Source organism: Brucella sp. NBRC 12950 (genome assembly GCF_030268145.1).
Classification (GTDB): domain Bacteria; phylum Pseudomonadota; class Alphaproteobacteria; order Rhizobiales; family Rhizobiaceae; genus Brucella.
The window spans coordinates 101,391-115,864 of record NZ_BSQC01000004.1; the positions used below are offsets into that span (position 1 = coordinate 101,391).

Here is a 14,474-nt window from a genome sequence, read left to right on the forward strand (position 1 = left end):
TTCTGATAAGATAGGCCTTGGAAATGCTGGATAATTCCGGGTTTGTTCCTATATAGGTCTCACCCATATTTATAACCTGACTTCGCGTTCCATGCGCCGGTTGTCTCAAAGAGACGGAGCTGAAGGACAGGCCTAACGCAACTCTAACCCCCGGCGCCGCATCCGATGTTGTTTCATACCGGATGCATCAGGAGTATTTATGTCTGAATTCAATCCCTCCCTCGCAGACTTCGAGTCGCTGCTGGCCGAATCCTTTGCCAACAATGACCTTGCAGAAGGTTATGTTGTAAAGGGTCGCATCGTTGCCATCGAAAAAGACATGGCAATCATCGATGCTGGCCTCAAGGTCGAAGGTCGCGTACCGCTGAAGGAATTCGGCGCGAAGGGCAAAGACGGCTCGATGAAGCCGGGCGACGAAGTTGAAGTTTACGTTGAGCGCATCGAAAACGCACTCGGCGAAGCTGTTCTGTCGCGCGAAAAAGCACGTCGTGAAGAAAGCTGGGGCAAGCTCGAGCAGAAGTTCGCCAATGGCGAGCGCGTCGACGGCGTCATCTTCAACCAGGTCAAGGGTGGCTTCACCGTCGATCTGGACGGTGCAGTTGCATTCCTTCCACGTTCGCAGGTCGACATTCGTCCGATCCGCGACGTTACCCCGCTTATGCACGTCCCACAGCCTTTCGAAATCCTCAAGATGGACAAGCGTCGCGGCAACATCGTTGTCTCGCGTCGTACCGTTCTTGAAGAAAGCCGTGCGGAACAGCGTTCGGAAATCGTTCAGAACCTTGAAGAAGGTCAGGTTGTTGAAGGCGTTGTCAAGAACATCACCGATTACGGTGCGTTCGTTGACCTCGGCGGCATCGACGGCCTCCTGCACGTTACCGACATGGCATGGCGCCGCGTCAACCATCCATCGGAAATCCTCACCATCGGCCAGACCGTTAAGGTGCAGATCATCCGTATCAACCAGGATACCCATCGTATCTCGCTCGGCATGAAGCAGCTCGAGAACGATCCTTGGGATGGCATCGGCGCGAAGTACCCGATCGGCAAAAAGATCACCGGTACTGTCACGAACATCACCGACTACGGTGCATTCGTCGAAATCGAGCCAGGCATCGAAGGTCTGATCCACGTTTCGGAAATGTCGTGGACCAAGAAGAACGTGCATCCAGGCAAGATCCTGTCGACCACTCAGGAAGTCGAAGTTGTTGTGCTCGAAGTTGATCCGGTCAAGCGCCGTATCTCCCTCGGTCTCAAGCAGACACTCGACAACCCATGGACGACCTTCGCTCAGAAGTACCCTCAGGGCACGATCGTTGAAGGTGAAGTTAAGAACAAGACCGAATTCGGCCTGTTCATTGGTCTCGACGGCGACGTCGACGGCATGGTTCACCTCTCCGACCTCGACTGGAACCGTCCAGGCGAACAGGTCATCGAAGAGTACAACAAGGGTGAAGTCGTTAAGGCTGTCGTTCTCGACGTTGACGTTGAGAAAGAACGCATCTCGCTCGGCATCAAGCAGCTTTCCGGCGACAAGGTCGGTGAAGCAGCAGCTTCGGGTGATCTGCGCAAGAACGCCGTTGTAACCTGTGAAGTAACCGCTGTTACCGATGGCGGTCTTGAAGTTCGCCTGGTCGATCACGACCTCGAAAGCTTCATCAAGCGCTCGGATCTGTCGCGTGATCGTGACGAACAGCGCCCAGAACGCTTCACGGTTGGTCAGAAGGTTGACGCTCGCGTCATCGCTTTCGACAAGAAGACCCGCAAGCTGCAGGTCTCGATCAAGGCGCTCGAAATCGCTGAAGAAAAAGAAGCAGTTGCTCAGTACGGTTCGTCCGACTCAGGCGCTTCGCTCGGCGATATTCTTGCTGCAGCAATGAAGAAGTCGGAAAACAACTAAGTTTTCCGTCCCTTCGACTGAACATGAGAAAGCCCGCCAAATGGCGGGCTTTTTCTTTATCCTGATCGCGGACAAGCATTGGAAATGCGCCGATCTGCATTTTCCATAGACATCAGGCTACAGACGTTTGTTCCGCAGCCACCTGATCCAGAATTTCCTGTCGCTGCTCTTTGGTCAGATGATCGAAAAACAACACACCGTCCATATGGTCGATTTCGTGCTGAAAACATGTTGCCAGAATACCATCAGCTTCGATCTGGTGTTTCTCACCCTCAAGATCGGTATAGCTGACAGTAATACGCGCTGGACGTGATATAGAACTCCGATAAGGCCCGACCGAAAGGCAACCTTCATCGTAGCTGCTTTGTTCCTCGGAGGAAGCAACGATCTCTGGATTGATCGCAATCAGCGGCTTGCGTTCGCCATCCCGGTAATTCACGTCAATGGCCGTGATACGCAGGAGCTTTCCCACCTGAACTGCGGCAATGCCGACACCACCCGACTTATACATCGTATCAAGCATATCATGCGCAAAAACGCGAATATCGTCGTCGATGGTTTCGACAGGCAGAGAGACCGCGAGCAAAAGCGGGTCTGGGATTTTGGTAAGCGGTAATACTGCCATTTCTAATCTCGCAAGTCGTTGATCAGCTATGACTTATCGCAGCATTTTTCCGCAGCCCGGACAATCGCAAATCTATTCTGGTGAAGTCCGACAATAGGCGTCAGACAATGTTCAGCATATGGATCAAGCCCAGACTGATAGCGCCAAGCGCCAGCAGCGACAGAATAGCTGTCAGTGTCACCCGCCCGCCAGCGGAAGCCACAGAGCGCACATCGACGCCCAGACCAAGTGCTGCCATGGAAATGATCGTCAGTGCGGTGGACGCAAACTGAATGCCGGGAAGAATGGCTTCGGGGATCAGGTGCAGCGAACGCAGTGCCATCATCACCAGAAAGCCGATGATGAACCACGGCACTAATTGCAGGAAGCCGGGTTTTACTTCCGCGTCCTTGTTGCCAGCCAGCACGGAAAGCGCCAGAATGACAGGGCCGAGCATCAGCACGCGGACGAGCTTGACCAATGTGCCAAGCTGGACGCTGATTGTGGCGATTGGAGCGGTAGCAGCCAGAACCTGCGGCACGGCATAGACCGTCAGCCCAGCCAGAACGCCATATTGCGTGAAAGACAATCCCAGCAACGGCACCAGCAGCGGCAGGAGCAACACAACGACGACACCCAGAATGGCCGTGAATGCGATGGAAGCTGCAACATCTTCACTGTCTGCACCAATGACGGGAGCCGTTGCCGCTATCGCCGAGTTACCGCAGATGGAATTGCCACAAGCAACCAGAACAGCCATGCGATGCGGCAGCTTCAGTAATCGTCCAATCCCGTAGCTGAATGTAATGGCCATCACCACAACACAGGCAATGCCAAATATAAGGCCGGGACCAGCGTCAATGACGGCACTGGCACTGATCGAAGCGCCAAGCAGCACGACCGCTATCTCCAGCAGAAGTTTCGCGGAAAAGCTAATGCCTTTGGAAAATTGCTTACCGGGGCGGAAAATGGTCCGGACGGCGGTGCCAATCAGAATTGCCAGCACCAGCGCTTCCAGCCAAGCTTTACCGGTATAATGCTCCTCAATCTTTTCAAGCCCGATCGCCACAGCCGAAACAGCAAGGCTAAGTGCAAGCCCCGGGAGAATGTTCTGAAATTTTGTGGCAGTTGCGGTGGTCATCGGAATCAGCATTCAAATCTTGAGAAATATTTTCCAATGAGATGCGCTAATTCTTCTGTTCATTCCATCGCATAATATGGCACAATTCATTCGATAAAATCGAACGATTGAAACTATGACACTGGAACAACTGCGTATTTTCATCGAGGTGGCCGAGCGCGAACACCTCACCCGCGCTTCGGAAGCACTTCATCTCACGCCATCGGCGGTGAGTTCGGCCATTCGCACGCTCGAAGAACGCTATGGCGCGATGCTTTTCAACCGCATCGGTCGTCGTATCGAGCTGACAGGCGATGGCCGCATATTTCTGGATGAAGCGCGCGCGACGCTGGCCCGTGCACAATCGGCAGAGCGTATGCTTTCAGAACTTGGCGGCGGCAAACGCGGTATTCTTACAATCCATGCCAGCCAGACTATCGCAAGTTACTGGCTACCGCCTTATCTGGCACGGTTTCATGCGACGCATCCGATGATCGACTTGCTCCTGACGCTCGGGAACACCGAGAGTGTCACGCAGGCCACGCAAGAAGGACTGGCGGATATCGGTCTCGTGGAAGGCGCTGTGCAAGCTCCCGCCCTCTCGATGCGCAAGGTTGGAACGGATCAGCTTATCGTTGTCACAGGCCCTGCGCATGAATGGCGCACTGCCGCTAAACTCACATGGGATACGTTGTTCAGCGGCCAATGGATATTGCGTGAACATGGGTCAGGCACTCGCAGCGTGTTTGAAGATGCGATGCGGGTTGCGGGTTACAATCCTGAACGCCTCAAAATAGCTCTGGAACTTCCATCCAACGAAGCGATCTGTTCGGCCGTCCTGTCAGGCAATTACGTGACTGCAATTTCGGAACTCGTCGCAGCACCGCATCTTGCAGCAGGCACACTCGTCAAGGCCGATTTTACTCTCCCACAACGCCAGTTTCTGATGCTGTCGCATAATGACCGCTATCAGACAAAGGCGCTTAAATCTTTCGCTGACATGCTGATGAGAGAACCGGACATGTCGCGCACAGAACAACTCCCCGACCGATAACCACTGTACGCTTCTTCCACGGGTATATCCCCGCACATCCCGGCCCACTATGTGCGGATCGGGAATGATCCGCACGTCGATCTGGAGGAGGTAGACATGAGCAGGAATAGAGGCGTTGTGTATATGCGCCCGGGTAAAGTCGAAGTTCGAGATATTGATGATCCGGTGTTGAGCGCTCCCGATGGGCGCAAGCTGGACCATGCCGTCATCCTGAAAGTGATCACCACCAATATTTGCGGCTCCGACCAGCACATGGTGCGTGGTCGTACCACCGCAATGCCCGGCCTTGTGCTCGGTCATGAGATCACCGGCGAAGTGATTGAAAAAGGCAGCGATGTCGAAATGCTCGAAGTGGGCGATATCGTATCCGTGCCGTTCAATGTCGCCTGTGGGCGCTGCCGTTGCTGCAAGTCGCAGGACACCGGCGTTTGCCTTACCGTCAATCCATCACGCGCTGGCGGCGCTTATGGCTACGTCGATATGGGCGGCTGGATCGGCGGGCAGGCACGCTATGTCATGGTGCCTTATGCCGACTTCAATCTGCTGAAATTCCCAGACCGCGAACAGGCCATTGAGAAAATTCGCGATCTGACCATGCTGTCCGATATTCTGCCCACCGGTTTCCATGGCGCGGTTAAGGCGGGTGTCCGCGTGGGCTCCATTGTCTATGTGGCTGGTGCTGGTCCTGTTGGACTTGCTGCGGCCGCCTCTGCCCGTATCCTTGGCGCTGCGGTCGTCATGGTTGGCGACTTCAACAAAGAGCGCTTGGAACATGCCCGCAAGGTCGGCTTTGAGCCGATTGACCTTTCAGCGAGTGATCGCCTTGGCGATATGATTGCCGAAGTCACCGGCAGCAACGAAGTGGACAGCGCCATTGACGCGGTTGGCTTTGAGGCCCGCGGCCATAGCGGTGGCGAACAACCGGCCATCGTTCTCAACCAGATGATGGAAATCACCCGCCCGGCAGGCTCTATTGGCATTCCTGGTCTTTACGTGACCGAAGATCCGGGCGCTGTCGACAGTGCTGCCAAGCAGGGAAGCCTGTCACTGCGCTTTGGCCTCGGCTGGGCAAAGGCACAATCTTTCCATACCGGTCAGACGCCGGTGGTTAAATATAACCGCCAACTCATGCAGGCTATTCTGCATGGCCGTCTAAACATTGCCGATATCGTCAATGCGCAGGTGATTTCATTGGAAGAAGCGCCGCAAGGCTACGAAAGCTTCGATCATGGCGTGGCGAAGAAATTCGTACTCGACCCGCACGGTATGCTGACAAAGGCCGCTTAAAATATTGATGCCGGGAGTTTTCGCTCCCGGCAATCCACCTTAGCGGATGGATTTAACCAGTTCGGGCTGGGTAAAACAGGTTGGTGCCAGCCCATTCTTTGACTGCCAAAGACCAATCGAGCGACGGGTTTTGAAGCCCGGCAGACCATCGGCCTTACCAACATCGTAACCCTGCGCCTGCATACGCTTCTGCATCGCAAGAATGTCGGAGCGATACATGGTGCCGACATTGCCCCATTGCGTCTGGAAATCACCCGCACCATAGGCAATACGGTCGCCAACATGGCCGATGAAGAGCGCATAGAGATCGCTCATATTGTAATCTTTAATGACGTAGAAATTCGGCGTCACGATAAAGGCCGGTCCATAACGACCAGCGGGCATGAGCAGAAAACCCTCACCGCGCATTTCATTGGCCGGAAACGCCTTGCCATTGGTGCGGGCGATACCGAGCTTTGCCCATTCGGCAAATGTCTTGCCCTGGTCTGGCCCTTCCAGAGAACAGGAAATATTCTGAGGCACATTGACTTCATAGCCCCAGTCGCGCCCCGCCTGCCAGCCATGGATTTTTAGATAATTGGCGATGGAGCCGAGCGTATCGGGCACCGAATTCCAGATGTCTCGCTTGCCGTCACCATCAAAATCAACGGCATGTTTGAGATAGGATGTCGGCATGAATTGCGGCTGACCCAGCGCACCCGCCCACGAGCTTTTCATCGAACCATTGGAGATGTAGCCGCGTGAGGTGATCTGGAGTGCTGCAATCAGCTCTTTGCGGAACATTTCCTTGCGCGTTGCCATGAAGGCCTTGGTGCCCAGTACTTCAAAGGCATTGTACGGAATTTTGACCGTGCCAAAGCCCGATTCGCGACCCCAGATGGCCACAAGGATGCGGCCCGGCACGCCATATTGCTGCTCGATGCTTTTGAGCAGGCTTGCATTCTGACCAAGCCGCGCTTTGCCGCCGCTTGTGACAGAACCAATCGTTTTGGCATTGAAGTATTTGCCCGGCGCGCCGAACTCCGCCTGTTTCTGCTCTTTGGGTGCTGTTGGTTTTTCGCCCGGAATGACAAGATCAGGCAGTTTCCAGTTGATCGTAACACCTGCAAAAGCCTGCTCAAAAACAGGGCGTGAAACACCAGCCGCCTTTGCTTCGGGCCAGAGGTCTTTTTCAATCCAGTTGCGATACTGGCTCTCAATCTGCGCTTTGGAGGGGGCTGCAAAAGAAGGCGCTACAGATAGGGACGCAGCCACACAAAGAGCCGTGGTCAGGCCTCGTTTCCAGAATGCAGCCTTCATACACGTCTCCCAAAACAGAATAATTGAAACTTAAAGCGTCGTTCGCGCTCGCAATGCAGCCGCAAGCGTTCCTTCATCGAGATAATCAAGCTCACCGCCAACAGGAACGCCATGCGCAAGCCGTGTTACACGGACTTCAAAATTTGTCAGCTGATCGGTAATGTAATGCGCTGTCGTCTGGCCTTCGACTGTCGCATTCACCGCGAGAATCACTTCCTTGATGTCGCCCGTTGCAACGCGCTCGACCAGCCCTTTGATGTTGAGATCATCCGGGCCAATGCCATCCAGAGGCGACAGGCGACCGCCCAGCACATGATAGCGCACATTCATGGTGCCCGCGCGTTCAAGCGCCCAGAGGTCGGACACATCTTCCACGACGATCAACGTCGTAGGATCACGACGAGCATCAGTGCAAATGGTGCAGGGGTCAGAAGTATCGACATTGCCGCAACATGAGCAGATGCGCACTTTTTCAGCAGCCTCTTGCATGGCACCGCCAAGCGGCACCAGAAGCGCCTCTTTTTTCTTGATCAAGTGCAACGCCGCACGACGCGCAGAACGCGGCCCCAATCCCGGCACACGAGCCAGAAGCTGGATCAGACGTTCAATTTCGGGACCGGCGATACGTTTTGACATGCTGCTTTAGGTGGTTGGGGAGTCATAAAGAGGTAAAAAGGGGAGCTGGTTAGCTCCCCGAATAGTCTTAAAACGGCAGCTTGAAGCCCGGAGGAATTGGCAGACCGGCGGTGAGCGACTGGGTCTTTTCAGCCATTTCAGCTTCGAGCTTCGCCTTGGCATCATTATGAGCTGCGATGATCAGATCTTCGAGGATTTCGACCTCGTCTTCCTTGGCAAGTGAAGGATCTATGCGCAGAGCCGACAAGGTGCCCTTGCCCGAAAGCGTGACAGTAACCAAACCGCCACCCGAAGAAGCGGTTGCTTCAAGATTGGCAATCTCGTCCTGCATGGCCTTCATCTTGGCCTGCAGTTCCTTTGCCTGTTTCATCATGCCCATCATGTCACGCATGGGTTCACTCCATCATTTTTTGAACGCGCATCTTACTCCGAAAACCGCTTCGCACTTTTCGGGATGCGCTCTAAAATTCAATCATCGTCAGAAGGCGCGCCGGGCACGTCTTCGACAGTATCAAGGTCTATATCGTCATCATCGCCCTGTTCTGCAACGGCAATGCGGACATCTGTTATCTTTGCGCCCGGAAAAGCTGCAAGAATTGCAGCAACATCGGGATCAGCGCGCGCATCGGTCACGAGGTTATCGCGACGCTCGGTTTCAGCTTCTGCAACAGTTTGCCCAGAAACGTCACGCGCAACTGTCACGACCCAGCGAATGCCGGTCCAGTTGTGCAGGCGCTGCGAAATATCGCTCGGCAGCGATTTCGGTGCATCGTCGGTCAGACCAATCTCAAGCCTTCCGGCAGCGATGGAGGACAGGCGCACGCAGTTCTTGACCAGAATCTTGAACTGCATGTCGCGAAACTTATCAGCCAGCGCAACGATATCATTGAGGCTGTTGATCTGAACCGAAGGCTGTGGTGTGCTATCGACAAACTGCTGTGGTGCGGGCGGTTGAACCGGCTGCGGCTGTGTTTCCACCAGACGCATGGCTGTTGCAGGACCACCCGATGCAGGCATCATGGTTGAGGCGGAAACCGCATCAACACTGCCGCGCGCTTCTGGCTGCGAACCGCCATTTGGCCTTGCGCCGCTTGGAGATTGCGGACGCGGAGCCGAAACAGAGCCATTTTCAAGTCCACGCAGTGCTTCATCAAGCGTTGGCAGATCAGCGGCATGGGCCAGACGGATCAGCAGCATTTCTGCGGCCTGCACAGGCCGCGTTGCCGTATCCACTTCTGCAATGCCCTTAAGCAGCATTTGCCATGTCCGAGACAGCACGCGCACCGAAAGCTTCTGCGAAAAATCGCGACCGCGAACGCGCTCATCTTCCGAGAGCGATACATCTTCCGCCACATCCGGCGTAAACCGTAGACGTGTCACCAGATGATTGAAATCGGCCAAATCAGTAAGCACGACCGATGGGTCGGCTCCGACATCATATTGCGCACGAAATTCGGTCAAAGCACCAGCAACGTCCCCACGCATGATCATCTCAAAGAGATCGATAATGCGCGCGCGGTCTGCAAGACCGAGCATTGAACGCACGGCTTCCGCCGAAACATGACCCGCGCCATGCGCGATGGCCTGATCAAAAATGGAGAGCGAATCGCGTGCGGACCCCTCGCCCGCGCGCGCAATCATCGCAAGCGATGTGTCATCGACTTCGATTGCTTCAGCTTCGGCAATCCGGCGCAGATGTGCAGCCAACGTACCCGATTCGATGCGACGCAGATCAAAACGCTGACAGCGCGACAGAACTGTGATCGGAACCTTGCGGATTTCGGTGGTGGCGAAGATAAATTTCACATGCGGCGGCGGCTCTTCAAGCGTCTTCAACAGGCCATTGAAGGCTTGATTGGACAGCATGTGCACCTCGTCGATGATGTAAACTTTGTAGCGCGCCGAAACAGGGCGATAGCGCACCTGCTCGATGATTTCGCGAATATCATCGATACCTGTATGCGAAGCCGCATCCATTTCGATGACATCGACATGGCGGCCTTCCATGATCGCCTGACAATGCTCACCCATTACGGAGAGATCAATTGTCGGCTGATCGATAGAATCGGTCTTGTAATTAAGCGCGCGCGCCAGAATACGCGCAGTTGTGGTTTTGCCCACACCGCGAACACCAGTCAGCATCCATGCCTGCGCGATACGACCGGTCTCGAACGCGTTTTTCAGCGTGCGGACCATCGGCTCCTGGCCGATCAGATCATTGAAATTCTGGGGGCGATACTTGCGGGCGAGAACGCGATAAGCGCCAGTTTCGGATTTTGTGTCCATTGCGACCCTTCCGTTCCCTGTTCGCTTGTTCCGATCAACAAACTCTAAACAGTTTGGACCGCAGACGAAAGTGACTTCGACGCTGGCTTATCAACCATCAACAGCCATAATCGTCATGAAAGAAAGGTGGGAGGCTGGCACGATGACCCGTGCCGTGCTCGTTGGGGCTGCTTCCTTCCGGACCTGACCCGGTTGGCGAGTGGCTCGTCCACCACCAACCTCCCACGCTGCATATCGTCAATTATGAAGCAAAAAGCAAGAAGGGCATGGCGCAAAAAACAAGCGCAGAGACGAAAAAACTGATAAGAATTCTATTATGGAACAGTTTGAACTCGATAAACGGCTTTCCGCCGACACTTTTTCAGTGGTCCCGCTCGGCCTTTGCGAGCTGCGGCTCATGAATGACAAGCGCTGGACATGGCTTATCCTTGTTCCGCGCCGTGGCTCATTGAGCGAAATTCACGACATGACGCCGCTTGATCAGACCATGCTGACCTTTGAAACCGGCATTGTTGCGCAGGCGGTCAAGAAACTGACCAATTGCGAGAAGATCAACAGCGGCGCGCTTGGCAATATCGTACGCCAGCTGCACATCCATGTCATTGCGCGCAATGAAGGTGATGCAGGCTGGCCCGGCCCCGTCTGGGGGCACGGCACCCGCGAACCCTATAGCGATGCTGACGCACAAAAGCTGATTGAAGAAATCCGCGAAGCACTCTGATTCCCTCCCAAACATTTTCCCGAGAACATCATGGCTTTTCGCCTTTACGACCTGCCGGAGACAGAACCGAGCCGTCTTGTCGGCTTTGCAGGCAACCGCATTGACCGCCTTTCCGAAAAGCGACAGGACGATTCCGCTTTTACAGCGCTGGAGTTGCCTGAAACCCGCGTGATGGTTTTAGGCGGCAATAAGCTTCTACTTGATTATACGCAAGAAACCGCGCCCCGCGCCCTGTTCTCACTTGAACAAGCACAGGCATTTTCGCCTGATCTCAACGAGCCGGTACTGCTTGGATTGCAAGATGGCGCACCGATTGTGGCACTCATGGCACCGCTCGATCCGGATGCTCTTGCAGAGCCATTTCGGGCGCAGGACTATCGCAGCATCTACATGGAAGGGCTCGTACCTGCAGATATCGTCGGTGCTTTGGCACAAGCCGCAGCACTGACCGCATGGCACAGCAACCACCGTTTTTGCGGGCGTTGTGGCACAAAAAGCGAAATGCGTGCCGGTGGTGGCAAACGTGTCTGCCCGAATTGCGGTGCCGAGCATTTTCCGCGCACTGATCCCGTAGCGATCATGCTGCCCGTTCGCGGTGAGAAATGTATTCTCGCGCGCAGCCCACATTTTACCGCAGGGTCTTACTCCTGCCTTGCTGGCTTTATCGAGCATGGCGAGACAATCGAAGCTGCTGTGCGCCGTGAGAGTTTTGAGGAAATGGGGCTCGAAATCGGCCGCGTCGCCTATCATGCGAGCCAGCCATGGCCATTCCCCTATTCACTGATGATCGGCTGCCATGCCGAAGTACTGTCTGACGACTTCACTATTGATCGTTCAGAACTGGAAGACGGTCGCTGGTTCGACAAGGTGGAAGTGCGTGCCATGCTTGCAGGTACACATGAAAATGGGCTGCGTGTACCGGCATCCGGTGCCATCGCAACCCACCTGATCAAGGCCTGGGCGAGTAGTTAACTATTCAGCCGCCAACAACTGCGTGCCGCGCGTATCGGCCCCTTTATAGACGCCGAGAATGCGCACTTCCTTGGTGAAGAAGCGCAGTTCTTCCAATGCGAGCTGAAGGTTCTGGTCTTCCGGATGACCTTCGACATCAGCATAGAACTGCGTCGCGATAAAACGGCCGCCGATCTGATAGCTTTCCAGCTTGGTCATGTTGATGCCGTTGGTAGCAAAGCCACCGAGCGCCTTATAAAGCGCGGCTGGCACGTTGCGAACACGGAAGACAAAAGTTGTGACTATGCGCTCGCCGTTTTCTGGACGTGGCTCCCATTTTTTGTTCTTGGACAGAACGACGAAGCGGGTCACGTTGTCTTCCGAATCCTCAACATTCTCTTCCAGAATATCGAGACCGTAGAGTTCAGCCGCAAGGCTTGGCGCAAGCGCCGCCATTGAGCGATCTTTCATGTCGGCAACGAGGCGTGCAGCGCCCGCCGTATCGCCTGCAATCACTGGCTTCCAGCCATTGCTACGAATGACATTGCGGCACTGACCGAGCGCATGAATATGGCTGTGAACAGTCTTGATTTCTTCGCGCTTGACGCCCGGAAGCACCATAAGCTGGAAGTGGATCGGCAGGAAATATTCACCAACGATATGCATATCAGCAAGCGGCAGCAGATAGTGAATATCGGCAACGCGGCCTGCGAGCGTGTTTTCGATCGGGATCATGGCAAGATCCGCAACACCGCTTTCGACCGCATTAAAGGCATCTTCAAAAGTCGGGCACGGCAAAGGCTCCATATCGGGAAACATGTTGCGGCAAGCCGTATCGGAATTGGCGCCCGCTTCACCCTGAAAGGAAATCCGGTTGGTCTTCATCGTATCCGTACTTTCTGAAATGTTTCGCAACAATCGAAACTTACTTATCACAAACCCTTTGCGATAATTTCCCGTGCCCGGTCAAGATCAGCCTGCGTATCAACGCCAAGCGGAACTGTACGGACAATCTCTGCTTCAATGCGCATGCCGTCTTCAAGGGCACGCAATTGCTCAAGTTTTTCGCGCTTTTCGAGCGGCGAAGGCCCGATCTTCACAAAACGCTCCAGCGCCGCCCGGCGATAGGCATAAAGACCGATGTGATGATAAAGCGGGCCATCACCATAAGGGGCAGTAGCGCGTGTGAAATAGAGCGCACGCAGGCGTTCGCCATCATTCATCGGCGAACCAACGATCTTGACTACATTGGGATTGATCTTTTCTTCATCCACGGTGATCTCGACGCCAAGCGTTGCGATATCCGCAGGTCCATCGACCAGCGGCAATAATGCACGGCGGATTGTTTCAGGGTCGATTGTCGGCAGATCACCTTGCACATTGACGATCGCCTGCATCTCGCCATTCGGATCGACTGTCTGCAGCGCCTCATAAATGCGGTCCGAGCCCGACTCATGATCGCTGCGCGTCATAATGACCTCATGACCATGTGCCTGAACTGCTGCAAAAATATCTTCGCTATCAGTCGCCACCACAGTACGACCGAGCTTGGCTGCCGCAGCACGGTCGGCCACATGCACGATCATCGGCTTGCCGCAAATGTCGGCGAGAGGCTTGTTTGGCAGGCGTGTGGAGGCCATTCGCGCCGGAATGAGTGTCAGTGTTTTCAAAGTCTGAAGCATGATCGCCTCTTGGTGTTTAATGTGGCCTTAAAAGGTCTGATGTTGCTTCCTGGCGACCTTTATCTGCATAGCAAATGCAGCAAAAGTGTCAAAAAGTCACGGGGGTAGCACCCCTTATAGGTGTTGCACCCCCCCTGTAAAAGACCTAGTTTCCGCCCAATGCCGGGGAGAGACTTGCTAGCCTTTTACACAGGTTCTGCATGCCGGCTTTGGAGGCGTTGAGTAGAGGGAGCGCTGACCGGCGATGAATTCAACCCGGACTAATAAGTTTATCATGGCTTTTCTGGCAACGGTTTTCGTTGTCATGACAACGGGCATTCTGTCCGATACGCTGTTTCATGCACCCGCACCTGAAAAGCCAGGTTTCATAATCGAAGCGGCAGAAGCTTCGACTGGTGGTGAAGCTGCACCTGCCAAGGAAGAAGTGTCGATTGCAACTTTGCTGCAATCCGCTGATCCTGCACGCGGCGAAACCGTCTTCAAGCGTTGCGCGGCATGTCATACCGGTGAAAAGGGTGGCGCCAATAAGGTTGGACCACATCTTTGGGATGTGCTGGACCGTCCAGCTGCCTCTGTTGAAGGTTTCGGCTATTCGGCTGCGATGAAAGAATTTGGTGCTGCTGGCAACAAGTGGGATTACGAACATCTCAACAAATTCCTCACCTCGCCAAAGGGCTTCATCAAGGGCACAGCCATGGGCTTTGCTGGCGATAAGAAGGACAATGAGCGCGCCGATCTGATTGCTTATCTGCGCACGCTTTCCGACAATCCTGCTCCGCTTCCGACAGCCGATGCAGCCCCTGCGGAAGGTGGCGAAGCAAAACCTGAAGGTGCGGCGCCTGCAGGTGAAGCTGAAAAGCCTGCAGAACAGGCTCCAGCGGGCGGCGGTGAAGCACCTGCGCCGGCACAGCCAGCGCCAGCGAACTAAGCTGAT

14 protein-coding genes and 1 other RNA gene are annotated in these 14,474 nt (G+C 54.7%); 6 read left to right on the plus strand and 9 right to left on the minus strand.

The window, feature by feature from the left end; translation table 11 throughout:
• Positions 1 to 199 precede the first annotated feature (199 nt).
• A complete protein-coding gene (gene rpsA, locus QSJ70_RS07855; protein ID WP_007872977.1) occupies positions 200 to 1,900 on the plus strand; it encodes a 30S ribosomal protein S1 in 1,701 nt (566 codons plus the stop codon).
• A 112-nt stretch (positions 1,901 to 2,012) separates the two neighbouring features.
• Here the strand turns inward: rpsA and def are convergent, their stop codons facing one another.
• Together def and QSJ70_RS07865 are read right to left on the minus strand one after the other, a co-directional pair.
• On the minus strand, positions 2,013 to 2,525 hold the full coding sequence (def, locus tag QSJ70_RS07860) for a peptide deformylase (RefSeq protein ID WP_064322334.1): 513 nt from the start codon (positions 2,523 to 2,525) through the stop codon (positions 2,013 to 2,015).
• A 100-nt stretch (positions 2,526 to 2,625) separates the two neighbouring features.
• Positions 2,626 to 3,645, minus strand: coding sequence for a YeiH family protein (locus QSJ70_RS07865; RefSeq protein ID WP_039859461.1), 1,020 nt, complete (start codon positions 3,643 to 3,645; stop codon positions 2,626 to 2,628).
• 115 nt (positions 3,646 to 3,760) lie between these two features.
• Between QSJ70_RS07865 and QSJ70_RS07870 the strand changes: the two genes are divergently transcribed.
• Together QSJ70_RS07870 and fdhA are read left to right on the plus strand one after the other, a co-directional pair.
• Entirely contained in the window at positions 3,761 to 4,678 is a 918-nt protein-coding gene (locus tag QSJ70_RS07870) for a LysR family transcriptional regulator (RefSeq protein ID WP_215775904.1), read from the plus strand.
• A 96-nt stretch (positions 4,679 to 4,774) separates the two neighbouring features.
• Entirely contained in the window at positions 4,775 to 5,965 is a 1,191-nt protein-coding gene (gene fdhA, locus QSJ70_RS07875; RefSeq protein WP_285535642.1) for a formaldehyde dehydrogenase, glutathione-independent, read from the plus strand.
• A gap of 39 nt (positions 5,966 to 6,004) precedes the next feature.
• On the opposite strand, the gene QSJ70_RS07880 is transcribed toward fdhA, so the two are convergent.
• The 5 genes from QSJ70_RS07880 to ffs all read right to left on the minus strand — a co-directional run bounded on the left by QSJ70_RS07880 (position 6,005) and on the right by ffs (position 10,409).
• Complete coding sequence (locus QSJ70_RS07880; RefSeq protein ID WP_215775903.1) at positions 6,005 to 7,264, minus strand: lytic murein transglycosylase; 1,260 nt, start codon at positions 7,262 to 7,264, stop codon at positions 6,005 to 6,007.
• A 30-nt stretch (positions 7,265 to 7,294) separates the two neighbouring features.
• Positions 7,295 to 7,900 carry a recombination mediator RecR gene (recR, locus tag QSJ70_RS07885; RefSeq protein ID WP_200635604.1) on the minus strand — a complete coding sequence of 202 codons (606 nt, stop codon included), beginning with the start codon at positions 7,898 to 7,900 and terminating at the stop codon, positions 7,295 to 7,297.
• A gap of 67 nt (positions 7,901 to 7,967) precedes the next feature.
• Positions 7,968 to 8,291, minus strand: coding sequence for a YbaB/EbfC family nucleoid-associated protein (locus QSJ70_RS07890; protein WP_007872953.1), 324 nt, complete (start codon positions 8,289 to 8,291; stop codon positions 7,968 to 7,970).
• A gap of 77 nt (positions 8,292 to 8,368) precedes the next feature.
• Positions 8,369 to 10,186, minus strand: coding sequence for a DNA polymerase III subunit gamma/tau (locus QSJ70_RS07895; protein WP_215775902.1), 1,818 nt, complete (start codon positions 10,184 to 10,186; stop codon positions 8,369 to 8,371).
• A gap of 126 nt (positions 10,187 to 10,312) precedes the next feature.
• Positions 10,313 to 10,409: signal recognition particle sRNA small type (ffs, locus tag QSJ70_RS07900), an RNA gene on the minus strand.
• A 93-nt stretch (positions 10,410 to 10,502) separates the two neighbouring features.
• On the opposite strand from ffs, the gene QSJ70_RS07905 reads away from it, so the two are divergent.
• Positions 10,503 to 10,907, plus strand: a complete 405-nt coding sequence (locus QSJ70_RS07905) for an HIT domain-containing protein (RefSeq protein WP_064322327.1) — start codon at positions 10,503 to 10,505, stop codon at positions 10,905 to 10,907.
• A 30-nt stretch (positions 10,908 to 10,937) separates the two neighbouring features.
• Positions 10,938 to 11,879: an NAD(+) diphosphatase gene (nudC, locus tag QSJ70_RS07910; protein ID WP_285535648.1), complete on the plus strand. Its 942-nt coding sequence runs from the start codon at positions 10,938 to 10,940 to the stop codon at positions 11,877 to 11,879.
• Here the strand turns inward: nudC and QSJ70_RS07915 are convergent, their stop codons facing one another.
• Positions 11,880 to 12,743 carry a prephenate dehydratase gene (locus QSJ70_RS07915; RefSeq protein ID WP_007872946.1) on the minus strand — a complete coding sequence of 288 codons (864 nt, stop codon included), beginning with the start codon at positions 12,741 to 12,743 and terminating at the stop codon, positions 11,880 to 11,882. It abuts the gene before it with no gap.
• Positions 12,744 to 12,790: 47 nt separating this feature from the next.
• The gene (locus QSJ70_RS07920; RefSeq protein ID WP_285535650.1) at positions 12,791 to 13,540 is read right to left on the minus strand and encodes a 3-deoxy-manno-octulosonate cytidylyltransferase; all 750 of its coding nucleotides are present in this window, start codon (positions 13,538 to 13,540) and stop codon (positions 12,791 to 12,793) included.
• A gap of 244 nt (positions 13,541 to 13,784) precedes the next feature.
• Between QSJ70_RS07920 and QSJ70_RS07925 the strand changes: the two genes are divergently transcribed.
• The gene (locus tag QSJ70_RS07925; protein ID WP_007872941.1) at positions 13,785 to 14,468 is read left to right on the plus strand and encodes a c-type cytochrome; all 684 of its coding nucleotides are present in this window, start codon (positions 13,785 to 13,787) and stop codon (positions 14,466 to 14,468) included.
• Positions 14,469 to 14,474 lie beyond the last annotated feature (6 nt).